The organism is Blastochloris sulfoviridis (genome assembly GCF_008630065.1).
In the GTDB taxonomy this organism is placed as follows: domain Bacteria; phylum Pseudomonadota; class Alphaproteobacteria; order Rhizobiales; family Xanthobacteraceae; genus Blastochloris; species Blastochloris sulfoviridis.
Map to the genome: position 1 here is coordinate 45,361 of NZ_VWPL01000009.1, position 22,252 is coordinate 67,612.

19 protein-coding genes are annotated in these 22,252 nt (G+C 67.8%); 13 read left to right on the forward strand and 6 right to left on the reverse strand.

The features are described from left to right. The first annotated feature begins 2 nt into the window (after positions 1 to 2). The 4 genes from F1193_RS06955 to F1193_RS06970 all read left to right on the forward strand — a co-directional run bounded on the left by F1193_RS06955 (position 3) and on the right by F1193_RS06970 (position 5,760). Positions 3 to 479, forward strand: a complete 477-nt coding sequence (locus tag F1193_RS06955) for a MaoC family dehydratase (RefSeq protein WP_170263431.1) — start codon at positions 3 to 5, stop codon at positions 477 to 479. Positions 480 to 900: 421 nt separating this feature from the next. Further along, positions 901 to 1,884, forward strand: coding sequence for an HlyD family secretion protein (locus F1193_RS06960; RefSeq protein ID WP_246164181.1), 984 nt, complete (start codon positions 901 to 903; stop codon positions 1,882 to 1,884). After that, positions 1,874 to 4,633 carry a ribosome-associated ATPase/putative transporter RbbA gene (rbbA, locus tag F1193_RS06965; RefSeq protein WP_150096961.1) on the forward strand — a complete coding sequence of 920 codons (2,760 nt, stop codon included), beginning with the start codon at positions 1,874 to 1,876 and terminating at the stop codon, positions 4,631 to 4,633. Before F1193_RS06960 ends, rbbA begins: the two co-directional genes overlap by 11 nt. Beyond that, positions 4,633 to 5,760 carry an ABC transporter permease gene (locus F1193_RS06970; RefSeq protein WP_150096962.1) on the forward strand — a complete coding sequence of 376 codons (1,128 nt, stop codon included), beginning with the start codon at positions 4,633 to 4,635 and terminating at the stop codon, positions 5,758 to 5,760. Before rbbA ends, F1193_RS06970 begins: the two co-directional genes overlap by 1 nt. 200 nt (positions 5,761 to 5,960) lie before the next feature. Here F1193_RS06970 and F1193_RS06975 read toward each other — a convergent pair whose 3' ends face one another. The 4 genes from F1193_RS06975 to F1193_RS06990 all read right to left on the reverse strand — a co-directional run bounded on the left by F1193_RS06975 (position 5,961) and on the right by F1193_RS06990 (position 9,839). Next, positions 5,961 to 6,572, reverse strand: coding sequence for a cytochrome b (locus F1193_RS06975; RefSeq protein WP_150096963.1), 612 nt, complete (start codon positions 6,570 to 6,572; stop codon positions 5,961 to 5,963). A gap of 226 nt (positions 6,573 to 6,798) precedes the next feature. Next, on the reverse strand, positions 6,799 to 8,199 hold the full coding sequence (locus tag F1193_RS06980; RefSeq protein ID WP_150096964.1) for an NAD(P)(+) transhydrogenase (Re/Si-specific) subunit beta: 1,401 nt from the start codon (positions 8,197 to 8,199) through the stop codon (positions 6,799 to 6,801). A gap of 10 nt (positions 8,200 to 8,209) precedes the next feature. Beyond that, positions 8,210 to 8,644 (reverse strand): proton-translocating transhydrogenase family protein, encoded by a 435-nt coding sequence (locus F1193_RS06985; protein ID WP_150096965.1) that lies wholly within the window; start codon positions 8,642 to 8,644, stop codon positions 8,210 to 8,212. Between the two features lie 49 nt (positions 8,645 to 8,693). Next, the gene (locus tag F1193_RS06990) at positions 8,694 to 9,839 is read right to left on the reverse strand and encodes a Re/Si-specific NAD(P)(+) transhydrogenase subunit alpha (RefSeq protein WP_150096966.1); all 1,146 of its coding nucleotides are present in this window, start codon (positions 9,837 to 9,839) and stop codon (positions 8,694 to 8,696) included. 406 nt (positions 9,840 to 10,245) lie between these two features. Between F1193_RS06990 and F1193_RS06995 the strand changes: the two genes are divergently transcribed. From F1193_RS06995 to F1193_RS17050, 9 genes are all read left to right on the forward strand, one after another. Beyond that, entirely contained in the window at positions 10,246 to 11,967 is a 1,722-nt protein-coding gene (locus tag F1193_RS06995; protein ID WP_150096967.1) for an ArnT family glycosyltransferase, read from the forward strand. Between the two features lie 780 nt (positions 11,968 to 12,747). Then, positions 12,748 to 13,614, forward strand: a complete 867-nt coding sequence (locus F1193_RS07000) for a metal ABC transporter substrate-binding protein (RefSeq protein ID WP_150097030.1) — start codon at positions 12,748 to 12,750, stop codon at positions 13,612 to 13,614. A 14-nt stretch (positions 13,615 to 13,628) separates the two neighbouring features. Continuing rightward, positions 13,629 to 14,609, forward strand: a complete 981-nt coding sequence (locus tag F1193_RS07005) for a manganese/iron ABC transporter ATP-binding protein (RefSeq protein WP_425457215.1) — start codon at positions 13,629 to 13,631, stop codon at positions 14,607 to 14,609. Then, complete coding sequence (locus F1193_RS07010) at positions 14,606 to 15,466, forward strand: metal ABC transporter permease (protein ID WP_150096968.1); 861 nt, start codon at positions 14,606 to 14,608, stop codon at positions 15,464 to 15,466. The genes F1193_RS07005 and F1193_RS07010 overlap by 4 nt, the downstream gene beginning before the upstream one ends. After that, complete coding sequence (locus tag F1193_RS07015) at positions 15,463 to 16,311, forward strand: metal ABC transporter permease (protein WP_150096969.1); 849 nt, start codon at positions 15,463 to 15,465, stop codon at positions 16,309 to 16,311. The genes F1193_RS07010 and F1193_RS07015 overlap by 4 nt, the downstream gene beginning before the upstream one ends. A gap of 202 nt (positions 16,312 to 16,513) precedes the next feature. Beyond that, a complete protein-coding gene (locus tag F1193_RS07020) occupies positions 16,514 to 17,245 on the forward strand; it encodes a glycosyltransferase family 2 protein (protein ID WP_150096970.1) in 732 nt (243 codons plus the stop codon). A 3-nt stretch (positions 17,246 to 17,248) separates the two neighbouring features. Then, positions 17,249 to 17,947, forward strand: a complete 699-nt coding sequence (locus F1193_RS07025) for a TVP38/TMEM64 family protein (RefSeq protein WP_210247316.1) — start codon at positions 17,249 to 17,251, stop codon at positions 17,945 to 17,947. Positions 17,948 to 18,164: 217 nt separating this feature from the next. Then, complete coding sequence (locus F1193_RS07030) at positions 18,165 to 18,959, forward strand: DUF2092 domain-containing protein (protein ID WP_150096971.1); 795 nt, start codon at positions 18,165 to 18,167, stop codon at positions 18,957 to 18,959. A 523-nt stretch (positions 18,960 to 19,482) separates the two neighbouring features. Further along, positions 19,483 to 19,644, forward strand: coding sequence for a hypothetical protein (locus tag F1193_RS17050; RefSeq protein ID WP_170263433.1), 162 nt, complete (start codon positions 19,483 to 19,485; stop codon positions 19,642 to 19,644). 340 nt (positions 19,645 to 19,984) lie between these two features. Here the strand turns inward: F1193_RS17050 and F1193_RS07040 are convergent, their stop codons facing one another. Continuing rightward, on the reverse strand, positions 19,985 to 20,980 hold the full coding sequence (locus F1193_RS07040; protein WP_150096972.1) for a DUF4424 domain-containing protein: 996 nt from the start codon (positions 20,978 to 20,980) through the stop codon (positions 19,985 to 19,987). Positions 20,981 to 20,996: 16 nt separating this feature from the next. Then, positions 20,997 to 22,187, reverse strand: coding sequence for a cystathionine beta-lyase (gene metC, locus F1193_RS07045; protein ID WP_150096973.1), 1,191 nt, complete (start codon positions 22,185 to 22,187; stop codon positions 20,997 to 20,999). Between the last annotated feature and the right edge of the window lie 65 nt (positions 22,188 to 22,252).

Genomic DNA, 22,252 nt, shown 5'->3' on the forward strand with positions numbered 1-22,252 from the left:
CGTTGACCGACGATAGGCTGCGGTCGCCCTGGCCGGATGCGTCGTCGCCGCGGCCGCGCTGGCCGGAGCTTGGCGACCGCTTCGAGAAGACCTTCGCCTTTTCGGCGACGGAGATCTCCGACTTCGCCGCCCGCTGCGGCGATACCAACCCGCTGCACCACGATCCCGAATACGCCGCCAACTCGCGCTTTCGCGGACTGATCGCCTGCGGGCCGCACACCTCGGCGGTGTTCATCGCGCTGATCGCCAACTGGTTTGCCCCGGACTGGGAGATCATCGGCCAGGAGTTCCAGGTGCGGTTCGACCAGGCCGTGCGGGTGGATACGCCGGTGCGGATGGCCTGGACGGTCGCCGAGATCGACGCCAATAGTGCCGGCACCCGCGCCAAGCTCATCGTCACCGGCGAGGCGCTCGACCCGGCCGGGCGGCCGCTGCTCACCGGCCGCGCCGCCGTGGTGCTGTGGCCGAAGGAGAGGTGAGGCGCTGTCGTCAGAAAGAGGTCCCCTTGCTGCAGACGGTCCCGGCTCGCGGGCCTGCGGCCCTTGCCCGGGACGACGACCTCTCCTCTTGCGTCATCCCGGCCAAGCGGCGAAGCCGCGCGAGCCGGGATCGTGCGTCGAAAGGGGTCTCTTCTGCTGACGGCCCCGGCTCGGCGCTTCGCGCCGTCCGGGGCGACGACATCTGGGTTGTCATCCCGGGCAAGCGGCGAAGCCGCGCGACCCGGAATCGTTGCGGGCGTTTGCGCCTTTTCCTGCTGACGGTCCCGGGGCTCGCTCTCGCTCGCCCGGGACGACGCCGGCAAGAGTCCGCCGCTGCAGAGCAGCCCCGCATTGCCCGCCTTGCCGGATTCGGAGTGCCGGCACTACCGTTCGGCTCATTGGTTCGGAGGCTTTCATGCGCATGACCACCGTTGTCGCCGCGCTGGCGATCGTCATGGCTGGGGCGGCGGGCGGCTATGTGCTGTGGTCGCGCGATGCGGCGAGCCGCGTGCCGGCGGGCTTCGCCCGCGCCAATGGCCGCATCGAGGTGGAGCGCGTCGACGTCGCCACCAAGATCGCCGGTCGAATCGCCGAAATCCGGGTGCGGGAAGGCGATGACGTGACCAAGGGCGAATTGGTCGCGCGGCTCGATTCGACCGAGCTGCGCGCCCAGCTTGCCGCCGCCAAGGCCGCAGTGCTGCGCGCCGAGCAGGCGATCATCAAGGCAGAGGCCGACGTGGCGAGCCAGGAGGCCAGCCTCGCGCTCGCCGAACTCGAACTCTCGCGCGGCACCGAACTCGGCAAGCGCTCGGTGGCCTCGGTGTCGGACGTCGACAAGCGCCGGGCCCAGCGCGACGTCGCCAAGGCGGTGGTCGACGGCGCCAAGGCCGCGGTCGGCGACGCCAAGGCCTATCGCGCGGTGGCGATCGCCCAGGTCGACCAGATCCAGGCGACGCTGGACGAGACCGACCTCACGGCGCCGGTGGCCGGCCGCGTCGAATACAAGCTCACCCAGCCGGGCGCCGTGCTGGCCGCCGGCGGCCGGGTGGTCACGCTGCTCGACCTTACCGACGTCTATATGACGGTGTTCCTGCCCACCGCCCAGGTGGGCAAGGTGGCGCTCGGCGCCGAGGCGCGCATCATCCTCGACGCCGGGCCTGAGTTCGTCATACCCGCCACGGTGTCGTTCATCGCCTCCGAGGCGCAGTTCACGCCGAAGGCGGTCGAGACCGCGACCGAGCGCGAGAAGCTGATGTACCGCATCAAGGTGTCGATCGAGCCCAAGCTGCTCACCACCTATCGCAGCTATGTGAAGGCGGGCCTCACCGGCAACGCCTATCTCAGGATCGACCCCGCCGCCGCCTGGCCCGCCGACCTTCAGCCGAAGCTGCCGGATGTCCCGTGATCCGATCGTCCGCATCGAAGCGTTGAGCCACCGCTTCGGCGGCAAGGCGGCGCTGATCGACGCGACGCTGGATCTGCCGGCGGGTTCCACCACCGCGGTGGTGGGGCCGGACGGTGTCGGCAAGTCGACGCTGCTGTCGCTGATCTCCGGCACGCGCAAGATCCAGACCGGCAGCGTCACCGTGCTCGGTGGCGACATGCGCGAGGCCCGCCACCGCAACACGGTGGCGCCGCGCATCGCCTACATGCTCCAGGGGCTCGGCAAGAACCTCTATCCGACGCTGTCGGTGGTCGAGAACATCGACTTCTTCGGCCGCCTGCACGGCCAGGGCGCCGCCGAGCGCTCGTCACGCATCGGCCGGCTGCTGGAGGCCACCGGCCTTGCGCCGTTTCCGGACCGCGCCGCCGGCAAGCTCTCGGGCGGCATGAAGCAGAAGCTGTCGCTGTGCTGCGCGCTGATCCACGACCCGGACCTGCTGATTCTCGACGAGCCGACCACCGGCGTCGATCCGCTGTCGCGCCGCCAGTTCTGGGCGCTGATCGATCAGCTCCGGGCCGAGCGGCCGGGCATGACCGTGCTGGTCGCCACCGCCTATATGGAGGAGGCGGCGCGCTTCGAGCGGCTGATCGCCATCGACGAGGGGCGCATCCTCGCTTCGGAGCCGACCGCCGACGTGCTGGCGCGCACCGGTGCCGCAACGCTGGAGGCAGCCTATGTCGCGCTGCAGCGGCCGGAGCGGCGCGGGCAAAGCGGCGATCTGGTGATCCCGCCGCGCACACATCATGACGGCGCACCGGCCATCATCGCCGAGCATCTCACCCGCCGCTTCGGCGATTTCGTCGCGGTCGACGACGTGTCGTTCCGCATCGAGCGCGGCGAGATCTTCGGCTTCCTCGGCTCGAACGGCTGCGGCAAGACCACCACCATGAAGATGCTGACCGGCCTATTGTCGGTCAGCGAGGGCAGGGCGGAACTGCTCGGCAAGCCGGTCGATGCGGGCGACATCGCCACCCGCATGCGGGTCGGCTACATGTCGCAGTCGTTCTCGCTCTATGAGGAGCTGTCGGTCCGGGCGAACCTGGACCTGCACGCCAAGCTCTACCGGCTGCCCAAGGCCGAGGCCTCGGCCCGCATCGCCGATGCGTTGGCGCGCTTCGACCTCGCGGGCTTCGCCGACGACCTGCCGGCCAGCCTGCCGCTCGGCATCCGCCAGCGCCTGCAGCTCGCCGCGGCCTGCCTGCACCAGCCCGAGGTGCTGATCCTGGACGAGCCGACCTCCGGCGTCGACCCGGCGGCGCGCGACCTGTTCTGGCGGCTCCTGATCGAGCTCGCGCGGCGCGACGGCGTCACCATCTTCGTCTCGACCCATTTCATGAACGAGGCCGAGCGCTGCGACCGCATCTCGCTGATGCACGCCGGCAAGGTGCTGGCGGTCGGCCCGCCGGCCGAGCTGACCCAAGCCAAGGGCGCGCCCTCGCTGGAGGAGGCGTTCATCGCCTATCTGACCGAGGCCAGCGGCGAGAGCATCGGGCACGCCGAGGGCGCCCAAGATTCTTCAGCCGATTCCCCCGCCGACCCGCCGGTCGATCCCCTGCCGGAGCCGCGCGCGCGCGGTCCGCTCGCCGTCTCGATGGGCCGCATCTGGGCCTTCGCCCGCCGCGAGGCGGTGGAGCTGTTGCGCGACCGGGTGCGCCTCGCCTTCGGCCTGATCGGGCCGCTGATCCTGATGCTGACCTTCGGCTACGGCATCTCGTTCGACGTCGAGAAGCTGCCCTTCGCCGTGCTCGACCGCGACCAGAGCATCGAGAGCCGCGCCTTTCTCGAAGCCTTTTCCGGCTCGCGCTATTTCCGCGAGCGGCCGCCGCTGCGCGATCAGGCGGAGATCGACGCGCGCATGCGCGCGGGCGAATTGCGCCTCGCCATCACCATCCCGCCGGGCTTCGGGCGCGATTTGCTGAACAACCGCCGGCCGGAGGTCGGCTTCTGGCTCGACGGCGCCAACGCGTTCCGTGCCGAAACCACCCGCGGCTATATCAATGGCGTGGTGCTGGCCTATGCCGAGGATCTGGCGCGGCGCACCGCAGGCGCGGTGCCGGACCTCACCGCCATCGAGCTTCGCCCGCGCTTTCGCTACAATCAGGACTTCCGCAGCGTCTACGCCATCGCGCCCGGCATCATCATGATGCTGCTGGCGATGATCCCGGCGATGATGACCGCGCTCGGCGTGGTGCGCGAGCGCGAGATCGGCTCGATCGCCAATCTCTACGCCTCGCCGGCCACGGTGGGCGAATTCCTCATCGGCAAGCAGCTTCCCTATCTGGCGCTCGGCTTCGTCAGCTTCCTGCTGCTGATCGTCCTCGTCGTCGTGCATTTCGGCGTGCCGGTGCGCGGCTCAGTCTTGGCGCTGCTCGGCGGCGGGCTGCTCTACATTGCCGCCACCACCGCGTTCGGCCTGTTCGTGTCGAGCTTCGTGAAGAGCCAGATCGCGGCGATGCTGGTGACGGCGGTGCTGTGCAACACCATCGCCATCAATTTCTCGGGCCTGCTCTATCCGACCTCGACGCTGACCGGCTCGGCCAAGCTGTTCAGCATCGGCTTCCCGGCCGCCTGGTTCCAGCAGATCAGCCTGGGAACCTTCACCAAGGGCCTGCCGGCCTCGGCCTTCGTGCTCGACCTCGTGGTGCTCGGCCTGTTCGCCATCGGCTTCCTGATGGCGGCGCGGCTGTTCCTGAAGAAGCAGGAGACCTGATGCGCGCGCTCGCCAATGTCTGGACGCTGGGCTTGAAGGAGTTCGCCAGCCTGCGCCACGATCGCGTCATGCTCTTGCTGCTGCTCTACGTCTTTACCGGCGCGATCTATTCCATCGCCCACGGCATCTCGACCGAGGTGGTCAACGCCTCGATCGGCATCGTCGATTCCGACCATTCGCAGCTCTCCGGCCGCATCGCCGGCGCGCTGCAGGCGCCGCTGTTCCAGTCGCCGGTGATGCTCGACCGCGATCAGGTCGACGCGGCCATGGAGTCGGGGCGCATCACCTTCGTCATCGACATCCCGCCATCGTTCGAGGCCGACGTGCTGCGCGGCTTGAAGCCGGCGGTGCAGATCCTGATCGACGCCACCGCCATGACCCAGGCCGGGGTCGGCTCGCTCGACATCCAGCAGATCGTGCTGAACGAGGTGACGACCTGGCTGCAGGGCCGCGGCATCGAAGCCCAATTGCCGATCAAGGTGACGACGCGCGCCCTCTTCAACCCCAATCTCGACTCGATCCGCTTCACCTCGGTGATGGCGATCATCAACTTCATCACCATCCTGTCGATCGTGCTGGTGGCGGCGGCGGTGATCCGCGAGCGCGAGCACGGCACCATCGAGCACCTCCTGGTGATGCCGGTGACCCCGGCCGAGATCGCCGCCGCCAAGATCTGGGCCAATGGGGCGGTGATCCTGGCCGGCGCCTTCCTGTCGCTGATCATCATGATCGAGGGGGTGCTGGGGGTGCCGATCCACGGCTCGATCCCGCTGTTCCTGGCCGGATCGGCGATCTACCTGTTCGCCACCACCTCGCTCGGCGTGCTGCTGGCCACCGTGGCGCCGACCATGCCGCAGTTCGGCCTCCTGGCGATCCCGGTGTTCATCGTCATGAACCTGCTGTCGGGCGCCAACACGCCGCTGGAGAGCATGCCCGAGGCGCTGCAGACCGCGGTGCAGGTCTCGCCCACCACCCATTACGTCGCCTTCGCCCAGGCGATCCTCTATCGCGGCGCCGGGCTCGACGTGGTGTGGCCGCAAATCGTGGTGATGGCGGCGCTCGGCGCCATCGCCCTTGCGGCGGCGCTGGCCCGCTTCCGCAACATGCTGGCGACCCAGGCGGGGTGATACGGTTTCCGGCCTTCAGAGCCGGAGAACCGTAGTCCGATCGCCAAAAAATCCCTTTCGGATCAAGGATTTTTTGGCGAGATCGTTTCCGGTATCCCGAAGGGATCAACCGGAAACCGCATGACGACAGCGGGATACGAAAAGGGACGGTGGCGAGGCCGCCACCGTCCCGGATCGTCAAGCCGTCTTGGGGCGAGGACTCACGCCTGCCCGCGCAGCCACGGCACCATGCGGCCGAGCGTCGCGTCGCGGCGCACATAGTGGTGCCACAGGGCGGCGGCGGCGTGCAGGAACACGACGAGCAGGATGAGGTTCATGGTGAAGCCGTGCACCGCGCTGAACTGCTTGGCCAGTTCGGGGACGGGGGTCAGCAGCGGCGGAATGCCGAGCAGGTCGACGCCGCGGCCGGCATACATCGACATCAGGAAGCCGCTCACCGGCATCACGATCAGGAGCGCATAGAGCGCGACGTGCGCGGCCTTGGCCGCGAGGTCGATCATCGGCGACGTCTCGACCGGCGCGGGCACGCCGCGGGTGGCCCGCCAGAACAGGCGCGCAGCGACCAGCGCGAACACGATCACGCCGCCGGCCTTGTGCATGCCCATGAGCTGCATCCGCTGGCCCATCAGCGCCTTGACCCCTTCCGGGTCAGTCCCAAGGCTCTGGAGCTGCTTGATCTGGTCGCCAATCCCCTCGGCGATCTGGGCGGACGTGAACAAGCCGACGACCATGAAGAAGATCAGCCAGTGCAGCACGACGGCGACGCCGTCATAGCCGGGGGCGCTGGTTCCTGCTGAGTTGGTGGTGGTCATGAGATCCCTCGGAAGATGTCTATCTCCACGGCGTTCTATGCCACGATCGCCGGGCGATGTCATGAGTTTGGAAAATGAACAAATAGAAAGGTTTGAATATGTGGCGTGCAGCCGCAGTCGGGAAAGTACATAGCTCGCGAAAGCGGGATTCCCGAAAGCAGCGCGGACGTGAAACGAAAACGGCCGGGCGCGAGGCCCGGCCGTTCGTTGCCGAACGAGGCTGCCGTCAGTGGCCGAGGCCCTTGACGATCGACTCGGTCATCTTCTTGGCGTCGCCGAACAGCATCATGGTGTTGTCGCGGAAGAACAGCTCGTTCTCGACGCCGGCATAGCCGGACGCCATCGAGCGCTTCACGAACAGCACGGTCTTGGCCTTTTCGACGTCGAGGATCGGCATGCCGTAGATCGCCGACTTGGGGTCGGTCTTGGCCGCCGGGTTGGTGACGTCGTTCGCGCCGATGACATAGGCGACGTCCGCGGTCGAGAAGTCGTTGTTGATGTCCTCGAGCTCGAACACCTCGTCATAGGGCACGTTGGCCTCGGCGAGCAGCACGTTCATGTGGCCGGGCATGCGGCCCGCCACCGGGTGGATGGCGTACTTGACCTCGACGCCTTCCTTCTTGAGCAGGTCGGCCATCTCGCGCACCGCGTGCTGGGCCTGGGCGACCGCCATGCCGTAGCCCGGCACGATGATCACCTTCGACGCGTTCTTCATGATGAAGGCGGCGTCGTCGGCCGACCCCTGCTTCACCGGACGCGCCTCGACCTTGCCCTCGGACGCCGCCACCTCGCCGCCGAAGCCGCCGAGGATGACCGAGATGAAGCTGCGGTTCATGCCCTTGCACATGATGTAGGACAGGATCGCACCCGACGAGCCGACCAGCGCACCGGTGATGATCAGCGCGGTGTTGCCGAGCGTGAAGCCGATGCCGGCCGCCGCCCACCCCGAATAGGAGTTGAGCATCGACACCACCACCGGCATGTCGGCGCCGCCGATCGGGATGATCAGGGTGACGCCGAGCACGAACGACACCAGCACGATCAGCCAGAACACCGTGGTGCTCTCGCTGGCCATGAAGATCAGCATCAGCAGCAGCAGCGCGATGCCGAGGCCGATGTTGAGCATGTGCCGGTTCGGCAGGATGATCGGCGCGCCGCTCATCCGTCCGTCGAGCTTGAGGAAGGCGATCACCGAGCCGGTGAAGGTGACGGCGCCGATGGCCACGCCGAGCGCCATCTCGATGAGGCTCGCCCCATGGATGTGCCCCGGTGCGCCGATGCCGAAGGCGGTCGGCGAGTAGAGCGCGCCGGCGGCGACCAGCACCGCGGCCATGCCGACCAGCGAGTGGAAGGCCGCGACGAGCTGCGGCATCGCGGTCATCGCCACGCGCTTGGCGATCGTCGCGCCGATGGCGCCACCGATGCCAATGCCGAACACCGTCAGCAGGAAGCCGGAGAAACCGGACGGCGGGCTCAGGATCAGCGTGGTCAGCACGGCGATGCCCATGCCGATCATGCCATAGAGGTTACCCTGGCGCGAGGTTGCCGGGCTGGAGAGCCCGCGCAGCGACAGGATGAACAGAACGGCCGCAACCAGATAGAGCAGGGCGGCGAAACTGGCGCTCATGACCGTCCCCTCACTTCTGCTTCTTCTGGTACATGCCCAGCATGCGCTGGGTGACCAGGAAGCCGCCAAAGATGTTGATCGAGGCGAAGACCAGCGCCACGAAACCGAACGTGCGCGACCAGCCCGAGACGTCGGGGCTGGAGAGGTCGACGCCGACGGCGAGCAGGGCGCCGACCACGATCACCGACGAGATGGCGTTGGTGACCGACATCAGCGGCGTATGGAGCGCCGGGGTCACCGACCACACCACGTAATAGCCGACGAAGATCGCCAGCACGAAGATCGAAAGGCGGAACACGAACGGGTCGATGAGCCCGCCGGAGGCGACGCCGATGGCAGCGCCGGCCGCGTCGGCATAGGCCTGCGCGGTCTCGGCGGCCTGGCGGGCCGCTTCGGCCGCCTGGCGCAACTGCTCAGCGGCCTGGTCTGCATTCACTGTGGCCATGAGATGATTTTCCGCTTGCAAAACTGAAGGGGGTTACCCGGCCGTGCGTTCACTCGGCCGCATGCTTGGGCGAAAACGAGGGGTGGACGACGGCGCCGTCCTTGGTCAGGCAGGTCGCCTTCACCAGCTCGTCATCCCATTTGACGGCGAGCGCCTTGGCAGCCTTGTCCACCAGCGTCTCGACGAAGGCGAAGAGGTTCTTCGCGTAAAGGGCGGAGGCGGTGGCGGCGAGACGGCCGGGCACGTTGTTGTGGCCGACGATCTTCACGCCCTCATGGACCACGACCGCGCCGGGCTCCGACAGCTCGCAATTGCCGCCGCGCTCGACCGCGAGGTCGACCACCACCGAGCCCTGCTTCATGCTCTCGACCATCTCCTTCGACACCAGCTTGGGCGCCGGGCGGCCGGGGATGAGCGCGGTGGTGATGACGATGTCCTGCTTGGCGATGTGCGCGGCGACCAGCGCCGCCTGCTTGGCCTGGTACTCCTTCGACATCTCCTTGGCGTAGCCGCCGGAGGTCTCGGCCTGCTTGAACTCGTCGTCCTCGACGGCGATGAACTTGGCGCCGAGGCTTTCCACCTGCTCCTTGGCGGCCGGGCGGACGTCGGTGGCGGTGACCACGGCGCCCAGGCGCCGGGCGGTGGCGATGGCCTGCAGGCCCGCGACGCCTGCGCCCATCACGAACACCTTGGCGGCGGGCACGGTGCCGGCGGCGGTCATCATCATCGGCATCGCGCGGCCGTATTCGGCGGCGCCGTCGATCACCGCGCGATAGCCGGCGAGGTTGGCCTGGCTGGACAGCACGTCCATGACCTGAGCGCGGGTGATGCGCGGCATCAGCTCCATCGCGAAGGACACAAGGCCGGCTTCGGCCATCGCCTTCAGCGCCGCCTCGTTGCCGTAGGGGTCCATGATGGCGATGACGAGCGCGCCGGACTTGTAGTCGGCGAATTCGTCGGGGGTCGGCCGGCGCACCTTCAGCACGACGTCGGCGCTGGCGACGGTATCCTTCGCGGTGGGGGCCAGTTTGGCGCCGGCCGCCTCGAACTCGGCGTCGCGAATTCCGGAGGCGAGACCGGCCCCCGCTTGAACTACAATGTCGGCCCCAAGGCCGACCAGCCGTTTGACCGTTTCGGGCGTCGCCGCGACCCGCGGCTCGGCCTCATCGGTCTCGACGGGAATGGCAATCTTCATCGTTTCGCCTCTCCAGAGAAACTGCCTTCGACCGCGGCGGGTCTATCCGCCAGCGCTCCTTATAGGAACGGATCGGTGGTTTTCGCTAGCTCCCGGCCCGGTTCTTTCGACCTACGGGATTTCCCGAGGGCGATTCGGAACAGGTTGTGATGGCTTGCGAGCGGCCGGTAGGTGCCGACCCCAAGGTTCGGCTATATAGGCCCCATCCTTGGCGGTATAGACCCTTTGTGCATCTCGCGCGGACGCATCAACCGCCAATGCCGGCAGGGGCGGCTTGCCGGCGTGACGAGGCACTTGGTACGAGACGGTTGGCACGAGACGGTTGGCGCGAGACGTTTGGCATGGCCGGTGCAGGCACTTGGCATGCTGACGACGGGCTCGGCGTGAGGGCAGGAGACAGGGCGTCGTGACGATCGAGACGGTCGAGGACGATCTTCCGCCGCAGCCGAGCCTTGGCGCCCGGCTGTCGTGGCTGGTGGACGTGGCGAGCGCATCGCACCGGCGCGCCTGCGCCCTGCTGGTGGCGCTGGCGGTGCTTTGCTTCCTGCCCGGCTTCTTCAGCATCCCGCCGGTCGACCGCGACGAGGCGCGCTTCGCCCAGGCCACCAAGCAGATGCTGGAGACCGGCGACTATGTCGACATCCGCTTCCAGTCCGAGGCACGCCACAAGAAGCCGGTCGGCATCTATTGGCTGCAGGCCGGCGTGGTTGGCGCCGCCGAGGCGCTGGGCGTGCCGGAGGCGCGAACCCGCATCTGGCTCTATCGCCTCCCGTCGCTGTTCGGGGCGATCGGCGGGGTGCTGCTGACCTATTGGGCGGCGCTGGCCTTCGTGTCGCGCCGGGGGGCGGTGCTGGCTGCGGCGATGATGGCGAGCTGCATCCTGCTTGGGGTCGAGGCGCGGCTCGCCAAGACCGACGCCATGCTGTTCCTCACCATCATCGCTGCCCAGGGCGCGCTCGCACACGCCTATTTCCGGCATGCCAGATGGAGCGAGCGCGAGAACTGGCTGATTCCGGCGACATTCTGGACCGGCATCGGTGCCGGCGTGCTGCTGAAGGGGCCGATCATCCTGATGGTGGCCGCCTTCACCATTCTCGGCATCGGCTTTGCCACCCGCTCCTGGCGCTGGCTCCTGGCGCTGAAGCCGGGGTGGGGCGCGCCGTGGGCGCTGCTGCTGGTCCTGCCCTGGTTCGTCGCGATCACGCTGAAGACCGGCGGCACCTTCTTCGACGAGGCGGTCGGCCGCGACATGCTGGGCAAGGTGGCCACCGCGCAGGAGAAGCATTGGGGACCGCCGGGCTACTACCTCGTCGCCTTCTGGGTGACGTTCTGGCCGGCGGCGCCGATGGTGCTGTTCGCCGCCCCGGCGACCTGGCGCGACCGGCTCGACCCCAAGGTGCTGTTCCTGGCCGCCTGGGTGATACCGGCCTGGCTGGTGTTCGAGCTCGTGCCGACCAAGCTGCCGCACTACGTGCTGCCGCTCTATCCGGCGCTGGCCATCCTGGCGGCGCGGGCGCTGGAGAGGGGCGAGGTGGAGCCCGCGGCGCGCTGGTGGACGCGCGGGGCGGAATGGTGGTGGGCGGGTGTCGCCGTGCTGGTGCCGGCGCTGGCGCTGACCGGTCTGCTGCTGTTCCACAAGGGTGCCGGCTTCCTGGCCTGGCCGTTCATGCTGGCCGCCGGCTTTCTCGGCTTCAAGGCGGTCGAGATGCTGCGGGTGGAGGGGCCGGAGCGCGGCTTCCTGGTGGCGACGCTTGCGGCCTTCACCGTCTATGTGGCGGTGCTGCAGGTGCTGATTCCGGCAACGCGCACCTATTTCCCGGCCGGCACGCTGGCGGCGCTGCAGCTTCCCGGCTGCGCCGACACCAAGATCGCCTCGGTGAGCTACCGCGAGCCCAGCCTGGTGTTTCTCGGCGGTACCGACGTGCTGCTGACCGACGCGCGCGGCGCGGCCGAATTCCTGCGGGAGGGCGACTGCCGGGTGGCGATCGTCGACCGCCGCCACGAGCGCGCCTTCTCGCTCGGCGCCGAGCAGGTCGGCCTGCGCTTTCAGCTCCTCACCGTGATCAAGGCCGCCAACTACAATGGTGGGCGGCGGCTCAATCTGGCGGTGTTCGCCAACGCGCGGTGACGCGACCCGCCGATCCTGCCGCCACTCCGTGTGCTCCTGTCCCGCGCGTCGGGGCGGTGCCAGACAGGGCGTCCGGATGACCCGGCCGGAGGATCTCTCTTGATTGCCGGATGCCATGGCATCGACCAAGCATTTCCGAGTGGAGCCGCTTTCCGGATCACGGAGGGATCTTTCGCAGAACCGCATCATCCTATGTGCAGGCAGCGAGACTGCGAACGAATTGCACATGTCTTTGTTCAACGTGACACGGTGCTGGGATAGTCAATACTGCCATCCTGCTGTTCGCAGGCGGAACCGGTGAGGCAGGGATGTAAACGGGTCAGCCAAACCAGCATTGGTTCGCAGGCCCACAGCCTAGAGCATTCTCCGCAAAAGTGGGAACCGGTTTTGCGAAAGAGAATTCGATAAACCAAGAACTTAGAGCGTCCGGCCAGTTCAACCTGATCGGCGGACGCTCTAGGGCGCGCGGCCGCACAGGACAACCGACCCAAGCCGACGCGGGAACAGTCATCGGCAGAGGGCACGCGATGCGACACGGGAACAACCGAGGGGATCTCGCATGCGAATTGTGCATCTGGATTGTAATTGCAAATGAGTTGCATTAGCGTGCCATCTCTCGCAATGTGCAAACTAGATGCAATAAATGGAATAAGGAGAATCGTCGTGAGAGCCATGATCCGTTTGGGCGTCAACGGTTGGGAGGTCTTCCGTCGGAATGCCGAGCACGGGACCGTCAACCGTCGGGACGCCTTCCGGTGGGCCGTTGTCGCCGCCGCGCTGATGGGGAGCGTGTCACCGTCAGTGGCCGAGGATGCGAGGCCGGACAAGCTCAAGGCGGTGACCAGTTTCACCATCATCGCCGACATGGCGAAGAACGTCGCGGGCGAGGCTGCGACCGTCGAATCGATCACCAAGCCGGGGGCCGAGATCCACAATTACCAGCCCACGCCGGGCGACATCCTGAAGGCGCAGGACGCGCAGCTCATTTTGTGGAACGGCCTCAATCTCGAGCGGTGGTTCGAGAAATTCTTTCGCAACCTGAAGGATATGCCGAGCGTCGTGGTGTCGGACGGCGTTGTGCCCGTGGGCATTGCCGAGGGCGCCTATCGCGGCAAGCCCAATCCGCATGCCTGGATGTCGCCGACCGCCGCCCGGATCTATGTCGACAACATTCGCGACGCCTTCATCGCGCATGACCCGGCCAACGGCGAGGTCTACCGGCGCAATGCGGCGGCCTACGCGCAGAAGATCGAGGCGACCGTCGCGCCGATCCGCGCCCGGCTGGAGTCGATCCCGCCTGAAAAACGCTGGCTCGTCACCAGCGAGGGCGCCTTCTCCTATCTGGCGCGGGATTTCGGTCTCAAGGAACTCTATCTGTGGCCGATCAACGCCGACCAGCAGGGTACGCCGCAGCAGGTGAAGAAGGTCATCAACGCGGTTCGCGCCAACAACATTCCGGTTATATTCAGCGAAAGCACGGTTTCGCCCGATCCGGCCCGGCAGGTGGCGCGCGAGACCGGGGCGCGATACGGCGGCGTTCTTTATGTCGACTCGCTGAGCGAGCCGGACGGGCCGGTGCCGACCTATCTCGACCTGCTGCGGGTCACCACAGAGACCATCGCCAAGGGCCTGAGCGAGCGACCGTGAAGCGAGTGACCGCGATGCTGATGAAGCCGGACAGCCTGACATCGAATGCGCGCCCTGCGGCTGAGCCCGAAGCGGGCATCTCGGTCGTCGGCGTAACTGTTACATACCGCAACGGCCACACCGCGCTGCGCGACGCCTCGTTCGAGATTCCGACCGGCACCATCGCCGCGCTGGTCGGCGTCAATGGCTCGGGCAAGTCGACGCTGTTCAAGGCGATCATGGGATTCGTGTCGCTGGCCAAGGGATCGATCTCGATCCTCGGGCGGCCGGTCCGCGATGCGCTGAAATCCAACATCGTCGCCTATGTGCCCCAGAGCGAGGAGGTCGACTGGAGCTTCCCGGTCCTGGTCGAGGACGTGGTGATGATGGGGCGCTACGGCCACATGGGCCTGCTGCGCATCCCCAAGCCGCAGGATCGCGCGGCGGTGGATGCGGCGCTGGCGCGGGTCGGCATGGCCGCGTTCCGCAAGCGCCAGATCGGCGAGCTGTCCGGCGGCCAGCGCAAGCGCGTCTTCCTGGCCCGCGCGCTGGCGCAGGACAGCCGGGTGATCCTGCTGGACGAGCCGTTCACCGGCGTCGATCTTACCACCGAGGACACCATCATCCGCCTGCTGCGCGGCCTGCGCGACGAGGGGCGGGTGATGCTGGTGTCCACCCACGACCTCGGCAGCATCCCGGAATTCTGCGACCGCACCGTGCTGATCCGCAACACCGTGCTGGCCTATGGCCCGACGCCCGAGGTGTTCACCGAGGCCAATCTGGAGCGGACGTTCGGCGGCGCGCTGCGCCATCTCGTGTTCGATCGCGCGGAAGGGGTCGCCAGCCGGCCGACCGGCATCATCACCGACGACGAAAAGCCGTTCGTGCTCTATGGCAGCGGCCCCCCGGAGACCGGCACGCCCGCGACAGGCGCCCCCGGAACGGCCGAGGCCGGGGCCGGGGACTCCAAGGACGCGCCCACCCAATCACCGGCGGGCGAGGGGAGCAGCACATGATGGCCGTGCTCATCGAGCCCTTCGGTTACGGTTACATGGTCAATGCCATGTGGGTGAGCGCCATGGTCGGCGCGGTGTGCGCCTTCCTGTCGGCCTATCTGATGCTGAAGGGCTGGTCGCTGATCGGCGATGCGCTGTCGCACGCCATCGTTCCGGGCGTTGCCGGCGCCTACATGCTCGGCCTGCCGTTCTCGCTCGGGGCGTTCTTCTCGGGCGCGCTCGCCGCCGGCGCCATGCTGTTTCTCAGCCAGCGCACCAAGCTGAAGGAAGACACCGTCATCGGCCTGATCTTCACCTCCTTCTTCGGGCTCGGCCTGTTCATGGTGTCGCTGTCGCCGACTTCGGTGAATATCCAGACGATCATACTTGGCAATATTCTGGCCATCACGCCCGAGGATACGCTGCAACTGGCGATCATCGGCGCGGTGTCGTTCGTTGTGCTGCTGCTGAAGTGGAAGGACCTGATGGTGGTGTTCTTCGACGAGAACCACGCCCGCACCATCGGCCTCGATCCCGACCTGCTCAAGCTCCTGTTCTTCACGTTGCTCAGCGCCTGCACGGTGGCGGCGCTGCAGACGGTCGGCGCCTTCCTGGTCATCGCCATGGTGGTGACGCCGGGGGCCACCGCCTATCTGCTCACCGACCGGTTTCCGCGGCTGATCGCCATCAGCGTCGCGATCGGGGCAACCACCAGCTTCCTCGGCGCCTATGTCAGCTTCTTCCTCGACGGCGCCACCGGCGGGGTCATCGTCGTGCTCCAGACCCTGGTGTTCCTGGCGGCCTTCGTGTTTGCGCCCAAGCACGGCCTGCTCGCCAGCCGGCGGCGGGTGGCGAGAAGCCTGGAGGGCGCCGCATGACCGAGCTTGCCACGAGCCTCGCTCTGCCGTTCCAGTTCGAGTTCATGCGCAGCGCGCTGCTCATTTCGGTGCTGGTGGCGGTTCCGGCGGCGCTGCTGTCGTCGTTCCTGGTGCTCAAGGGCTGGTCGCTGATGGGGGACGCGATCTCCCACGCCATCCTGCCCGGCGTGGTGCTGTCCTATATCGCCGGCCTGCCGCTGGCGGTCGGCGCGTTCGCCGCCGGCATGACCTGCGCCGTCGCCACCGGCTATCTCAAGGAGAACAGCCGCATCAAGCAGGACACGGTGATGGGCGTGGTGTTCTCGGGCATGTTCGGCCTGGGCCTCGTGCTCTACACCAAGATCGAGACCGATGTGCATCTCGACCACATCCTGTTCGGCGACATGCTGGGCGTCGGTTGGGCGGACATCGTCGAGAGCGGCGTCATCGCCGCCGTCGTCACCGGCCTCGTGGCACTCAAATGGCGGGATCTGCTGCTGCACGCCTTCGATCCGGTCCAGGCCAAGGCGGTGGGCCTGCCGGTGCGGCTGCTGCACTACGGCTTCCTGGCGATCCTGTCGCTGGCCATCGTCGGCGCGCTGAAGGCGGTCGGCATCATCCTGGCGATCGCCATGCTGATCGCGCCCGGCGCCATCGCCTTCCTGCTCACCAACCGGTTCGGGCTGCTGCTGGTGGTGGCGGTGGCGGTCGCCGTCTCCTGTTCGTTCCTCGGGGTCTATCTCAGCTTCTTCATCGACAGCGCGCCGGCGCCGACCATCGTGCTGCTGATGACGGTCGTCTTCATCATTGCGTTCCTCATCTCGGCGCGCCTTGCGCGGCGCAGGTCCGCGGTCGAGCCGGCATAGCCGGCCCTGCGGCGCGGGCAGGGGGCCTAGACGCTGAGGGGGCCTTTGCCAGCCGGGGGGCTTGCCGGCCGGGCGCGGCCCTGCCACAAGGGCGCGAAATCGCCGGTGCCGTCCGGCGCCTCCGGCGCGCGTGCGCCGGTCCGTCCTCCGCGCAGGGGTCCGCCGTCCGGGCCGGATCCGCGCCAGCCAAAGTGATGCGCCCGTGGCCGAACAAGCTCCGCTGGTGTCCGTGGTGGTGCCGGCGCGCAACGAGGCGGGCAACCTTGCCCCGCTGGTCGACGAGATCGCCGCCGCCATGGCCGGTCGCGGCCCGTTCGAGGCCATCGTGATCGACGACGGCTCCTCCGATGCCACGCCGCGTGTGCTGGCCGAGTTGAAGCGCACCTATCCCTGGCTGCGGCCGCTGCGCCACGCGGTGTCCTGCGGCCAGTCGGCGGCAATCCGCACCGGCGTGCGCGCGGCCACAGCCCCGGTGGTGGCGACCCTCGACGGCGACGGCCAGAACGACCCGGCCTTCCTGCCCGGGCTGGTCGATGCCCTGGCCGCCGCCGGGCCGAACGTCGGCCTGGTCGCCGGCCAGCGGCTGGGGCGCAAGGACACCGGCTTCAAGAAGCTGCAGTCGCGAATCGCCAACACCGTGCGCGGCCGGGTGCTGCGGGACGGCACGCGCGACACCGGCTGCGGGCTCAAGGCGTTCCGGCGCGAGGTGTTTCTGGCCCTGCCGTATTTCGATGCGCTGCACCGCTTCATGCCGGCGCTGGTGCGGCGCGAGGGGTTCGAGGTGGCGCTGCTCGACGTGGTCGACCGGCCGCGGCGGGCCGGCACGTCGAACTACGGCCTGTGGGACCGGCTGTGGGTCGGCATCCTCGACCTCTATGGCGTGTGGTGGCTGATCCGCCGCCGCCGCCGGGTGCCCGAGGTCGCGGAGCTCTAGGCCGTGACCGCACCTGCCGACATCCGCGCCCGCACCAATCTCAAGCTGATGACGCGCGGCCTGGTGCTGATCGTCACCCTCGTCGCGCTCGGCTATGCGATGAAGGAAACCGGCCTGTCGGATGCCGTCAGCACCACGTGGATCGACGCCCAGGTGAAGGGCCGGGGCATCTCGGGCGAGGCGATCTTCGTCGCGGTCGGCGCGGTGTTCACCGCAGCGGGACTGCCGCGCCAGCTCATCTGCTTTTTAGCCGGCTACGCATTCGACGTCACGCTCGGCACCGCGCTGGCGCTTCTCGCCTCGGTGGGCGGCTGCGTGCTCGCCTTCGGCTATGCGCGGCTGCTCGGCCGGGCGATCGTCCAGCACCGGTTTCCGCGCCGCATCGCCGCCATCGACCGGGTGCTGCACGGCAACACCTTTTCGATGACGCTGCTGCTGCGGCTTCTGCCGGTCGGCAGCAACCTCATCACCAATCTCGCCGCCGGGGTTTCGAGCGTGCGGATGATGCCGTTCGTCGCCGGCTCGGCGCTGGGCTATCTGCCGCAGACGCTGGTGTTCGCGCTCGCCGGCTCCGGCGTGCAGCTCGACGCCGAGCTGCGCATCGCCGTCTCGGCCGGGCTGTTCATCGTCTCCGGCGCCCTCGGGGTGATCCTCTATCGCCGCTACCGCCGCGCGAAGCGGCTGGACGAGGTCGCGGGGTAGAACAGGATTTCGGCATCGGAAACGCCGCGACGTCGCAAGGCAACCGTGGCGAATCCTTCCGTCTGCCCCGTTGAATCAATTCCAGACTTCGCGCCGATGCCCGGGAATCATTTTCCGCGCCGGTCGGCACAAGTTTATGTTTGCGAAACACTTTGATTGTTCAATACCGCTCCTCGCTCGTTGGTAAAGGTACCTTCTGACAAGGTCTCCTCCACTTATGGCCAGATCACCGACACAGACTTTCCGCCTGGCGGCGGCAGGACTGATTATCTTAGGATCCGTCGGATCCGTCGCCGCCGCCCCGAAACCCGATGCCCCCCCGGCTCCGGCCGCGCTGATCGATCCGGCTGCGCTCGATGCGTTCAACCGCATGAGCAGCTACGTGGCCGCTCTTCCCGCCTTCGAGTTCAGGACGACATACGCGTTCGATGTCGTCGCCAGGAATGGTCAGACCATCACGGTCGACGGCACGGGACATCACCTCGCCAAACGACCCGACAAGCTTGCCGTCGAGGTCGAGAACGACCTCTTCACGCGCCGGTATGTGTACGACGGCAAAACCTTGGTGGTCGTCTCCGCGGGTGAACCCTACTACGCCCAGGTTGCCGCACAGCCAACCATACGGGACACGTTGGCCCGCGCTGCCGCCGAGTATGCGCTCGAAATCCCGGGTGCCGACCTGTTCGATTTCGGCACCCCGCACAGCGCCGCCAATCACGTCAGCAGTGCGTTCGTGGTCGGCGCCGCGGAGGTCGACGGCATCGCGGCGGAGCACCTGGCGTTTCGCAGCGAGACGCGCGATTGGGAGGTGTGGATCCGCGCCGGCGACAAGCCGGTGCCGCTGAAGTTCACGCTGATCGACCGCACCCAGCCGGCGCATCCCCGCACCACCGTGACGTTCGCCTGGACCGATCGCAGCGACATTGCGGACACGGATTTCACCTTCGTCCCGACCGGCGAGCAGAAGCGGATCGATCTGCAGCGGATCGGCGGCACACAGGGAGGGCAGTGACATGCGCGGCATGCTCTCGGCGCCGCGACGGCGGCCTCTTGCGACGATGATCTGCGGCGTCGGTTTCCTCACGCTGATGCTTCCGCCGACCACGGCCGCAGCCCGCGGATTCGGGTTCGGCGGCGGCGGATTCCACGGCGGCTTCGGCGGCGGATTCCACCCCGGGGGATTTGGCGGGGATCGTGCGTTTCATGGCGCGCCGCTCAATTTCGGCCCCCACTACAACGCACCGCCTGGACCCGGGCCGGCCGGTCCGGGCTTCAGGCCGGAGCCCGGACCGGGACCGCATGCGGGACCCGGACCGCGTCCGCCTGGGCCGGGCCCTGGGCCAGAACCGGGACCGGGACCACATCCGCCTGGTCCCCCCGGTCCGCATCCGCCCGGCCCTCCTGGCCCGTATCCGCCTGGCCCCCCTGGCCCGTATCCGCCCGGCCCGCCGCCCGGCCCCTATCATCCGGGCTATTGGCCCGCCCCTTATTATCCGGCCTATGGTCCGGGCTATTGGGCCGCCGGTGCTGCGGCGGTGGGGGCGGCCCTGGCGGTCGGCACGGTGGCGGCGACCCTGCCGGAGGCTTGCCAGACCGTCGTGGTGAGCGGCGTGACGTACGAGAATTGCGGTGCGAACTGGTATCAGCCGCAATTCCTCGGAAACCGCACCGTCTACACGGTGGTGGCGCCGCCCTGAGGCGATCGGTCGGCCATTGGTCCGCAGGGCGTGCATCGCGGTGCAGGCGCAGACGATCGACATGATACCAACGGCCCCAGACGCTGATGCGTGGGGCCGTTGACTCTCGCAGATTTTCTTTCGGGAAATCAGAGATTTCGCGAAATCTCTGATTTCCCGAAATTCCGCGACCGGAACCAACGGTCCGCATTCGCGGCCGTTGGTAGACCGCGTCTGCGAGGGAATACCTCTCGTGCCGTCCGGCTGGCGCGCGGCCGGCGTACGGGAATTCATCGGCGTCGCGGTATATGATCCAGAATCCGGCCTGAGCGGCCGGATTCCGCACGTCATCGAAACTCGTTCACTCGCCGGTCTTCACCAGCAGGATTTTGAGATCGTCCTCGGGGACGAAGTCGGTCTTCTTCATCTCGAACTGGGTGGGCGAGATCTTCTTCACCCCATCGCCGCAGAAGCTGACCAAGGCGTCCGGCCGGCCCTTGTCGACCACCAGCCGGAACGCGCCGATATTGCCGGCCCAGTTGGCGCCGGTGGTCAGCACATAGGACAGGCGATGTTCGGCGGCGATGGTGTCGCGCTTTTTGGCGGCGGCGTCCATCTTCTGCACCCCGTCGAGGAACGCCTTGTCCATGCAGTATTTCTTCACATAGTCCGGGTTGTCCTTGGCTGCGGTCTTGGGGTCGAACTGCAGGCCGGCGGTGGCGCCGACCACCGGCTTGTAGGTGTGCGACACCGCCACCTCGCGCCCGGCCGGGAAGGTCTGCTCCCACCAGAAGGTGGTGCGCAGGTTCCAGGCCGGCACCAGCTTGGTGGTCTTGGTCTCGTAATCCTCTTCCGGATAGGCGAGGCCGAGCTTCTCGAACTCCCGCTTTTTGTCGTCGGGCAGCCGGTCGAGCGCGTCCTTGGCCTTGGTCGGAAAGATCGGGATGCCGAGCGAGGCGAGAAGCTCGGTGCGGTCGAGATTGTTGGCGGTGGCGCGCTGTTCCACCTTGGGGGTCACCGGCTTGCCGTCCACCGTCACCGTGAAGCCGACGAAGTTCTGCGCGTCGTCCACCGGCAGCGGATAGTAATAGAACTCCTCGCCGCCGGGGATCTCGGGGATCGGAAAGGCGACGATGGTGTCGATGTCCTTGTCGGTCCGGTTCTTGAAGCGGTAGGCGACGCGGACCTCGTCCGGCGAGATGAACAGATCTTCCGACAGCATCTCGATATTGGCCGTCACCGTCAGCGAGATCCCGCCGATACCAAGCTCGGCTGTCGAATCATTGGCGCCGGCCGGGCCCGACAGGGCGGCGAGAGAGGCGGTCAGGAGCAGGGCGGCGGCGAGGCGCGGTGTCATGAAAAGCCCTCCGGATTCAGGCGGCAGCGGCCATCCTGGCGAATCCTTGGGTGAGATCGTCGATCAGGTCCGCCGGATCGTCCAGGCCGATATGGAAGCGCAGCGTCGGTCCCTCGGGCTGCCAGCGCGTGGCGGTGCGGTAGGGCGCGGCGTCGAACGGGATGACCAGGCTCTCATAGCCGCCCCACGAATAGCCCATGCCGAACAGTTCGAGCGCATCGAGGAAGGCCGCCACCGCCGGCTTCGGCACCGGCTTCAGCACCACGCCGAACAGGCCGCAGCCGCCCGCGTAGTCGCGCTTGAACAGCGCGTGGCCGGGATCGGTGGGCAGCAGCGGATTGAGGATGCGCGACACCTCCGGCCGGCCGGCCAGCCAGTCGCACACCTTGAGTGCCGACTCCTGGTGGCGCTCAAGCCGCAGCGCCAGCGTCCGCAGGCCGCGCAGCGACAGGAAGATGTCCTCGGCCGCCGCGCACAGGCCGAGCGCGCCGTGGGTGTCCTTGAGCGCCTTCCAGGCCGAGGGGGCGGCCGACACGAAGCCAAGGTTCACGTCGGCATGGCCGCCGAGATACTTGGTGCCGGCCTCGACCACGAGGTCGACGCCGAAGCCGTGGCCGTCGAAGCCGAGCGCGGTCGCCCAGGTGTTGTCGATCGCCGCCAGCGCGCCGCGGGCGTGCGCGGCGGCCACGAAGGCGGGAATGTCGCACATCTCGAAGGTCTGCGAGCCCGGCGCCTCGGCATAGATCAGGCGGGTGTTCGGCCGCATCCGCGCGGCGATGGCGGCGCCGATAAGCGGATCGAAATAGTCGATCTCGACGCCCAGCCGCGTCAGCACGGTGTCGCAGACATGCCGCGCCGGCTCATAGACATTGTCGGCCACCAGGATGTGATCGCCGGCGCGGGCCACCGACAGCAGGGCGACGGACACCGCCGACAGGCCCGACGGGGTGAGCACCACGCCAGCCGCGCCGGTGAGCTCGGTCAGCGCGCTCTCCAGCGCGTGCGAGGTGGGGGTGCCGCGCCGGCCGTAGGAGTAGCGGCTGCGGCGGTTGGCGAGGTCGTCGGCGGTCGGATACAGCACCGTCGAGCCGCGATAGATCGGCGTGTTGACGAAGCCGAACTGCTCGGCCGGCTCGCGGCCGGCATGGACGAGGGCGGTGGCGAGGCGGCGGCGGGGAGAGGCAGACGACGAGGAGGAAGACGACATGCGGTTCGGCGTCCTTCGCGGATGGAGGATTGGGCGGCCGCGAGCGACCCTCAGAGCCCGGGGAA

Excerpts from the sequence above, each read along its gene's own strand:
- F1193_RS06960 (WP_246164181.1), top strand. The coding sequence starts at position 901 with ATGACCACCGTTGTCGCCGCGCTGGCGATCGTCATGGCTGGGGCGGCG.
- rbbA (WP_150096961.1), top strand. The coding sequence starts at position 1,874 with ATGTCCCGTGATCCGATCGTCCGCATCGAAGCGTTGAGCCACCGCTTC.
- F1193_RS06970 (WP_150096962.1), top strand. The coding sequence starts at position 4,633 with ATGCGCGCGCTCGCCAATGTCTGGACGCTGGGCTTGAAGGAGTTCGCC.
- F1193_RS06975 (WP_150096963.1), bottom strand. The coding sequence starts at position 6,572 with ATGACCACCACCAACTCAGCAGGAACCAGCGCCCCCGGCTATGACGGC.
- F1193_RS06980 (WP_150096964.1), bottom strand. The coding sequence starts at position 8,199 with ATGAGCGCCAGTTTCGCCGCCCTGCTCTATCTGGTTGCGGCCGTTCTG.
- F1193_RS06985 (WP_150096965.1), bottom strand. The coding sequence starts at position 8,644 with ATGGCCACAGTGAATGCAGACCAGGCCGCTGAGCAGTTGCGCCAGGCG.
- F1193_RS06990 (WP_150096966.1), bottom strand. The coding sequence starts at position 9,839 with ATGAAGATTGCCATTCCCGTCGAGACCGATGAGGCCGAGCCGCGGGTC.
- F1193_RS07000 (WP_150097030.1), top strand. The coding sequence starts at position 12,748 with ATGGGGAGCGTGTCACCGTCAGTGGCCGAGGATGCGAGGCCGGACAAG.
- F1193_RS07005 (WP_425457215.1), top strand. The coding sequence starts at position 13,629 with ATGCTGATGAAGCCGGACAGCCTGACATCGAATGCGCGCCCTGCGGCT.
- F1193_RS07010 (WP_150096968.1), top strand. The coding sequence starts at position 14,606 with ATGATGGCCGTGCTCATCGAGCCCTTCGGTTACGGTTACATGGTCAAT.
- F1193_RS07015 (WP_150096969.1), top strand. The coding sequence starts at position 15,463 with ATGACCGAGCTTGCCACGAGCCTCGCTCTGCCGTTCCAGTTCGAGTTC.
- F1193_RS07030 (WP_150096971.1), top strand. The coding sequence starts at position 18,165 with ATGGCCAGATCACCGACACAGACTTTCCGCCTGGCGGCGGCAGGACTG.
- F1193_RS07040 (WP_150096972.1), bottom strand. The coding sequence starts at position 20,980 with ATGACACCGCGCCTCGCCGCCGCCCTGCTCCTGACCGCCTCTCTCGCC.
- metC (WP_150096973.1), bottom strand. The coding sequence starts at position 22,187 with ATGTCGTCTTCCTCCTCGTCGTCTGCCTCTCCCCGCCGCCGCCTCGCC.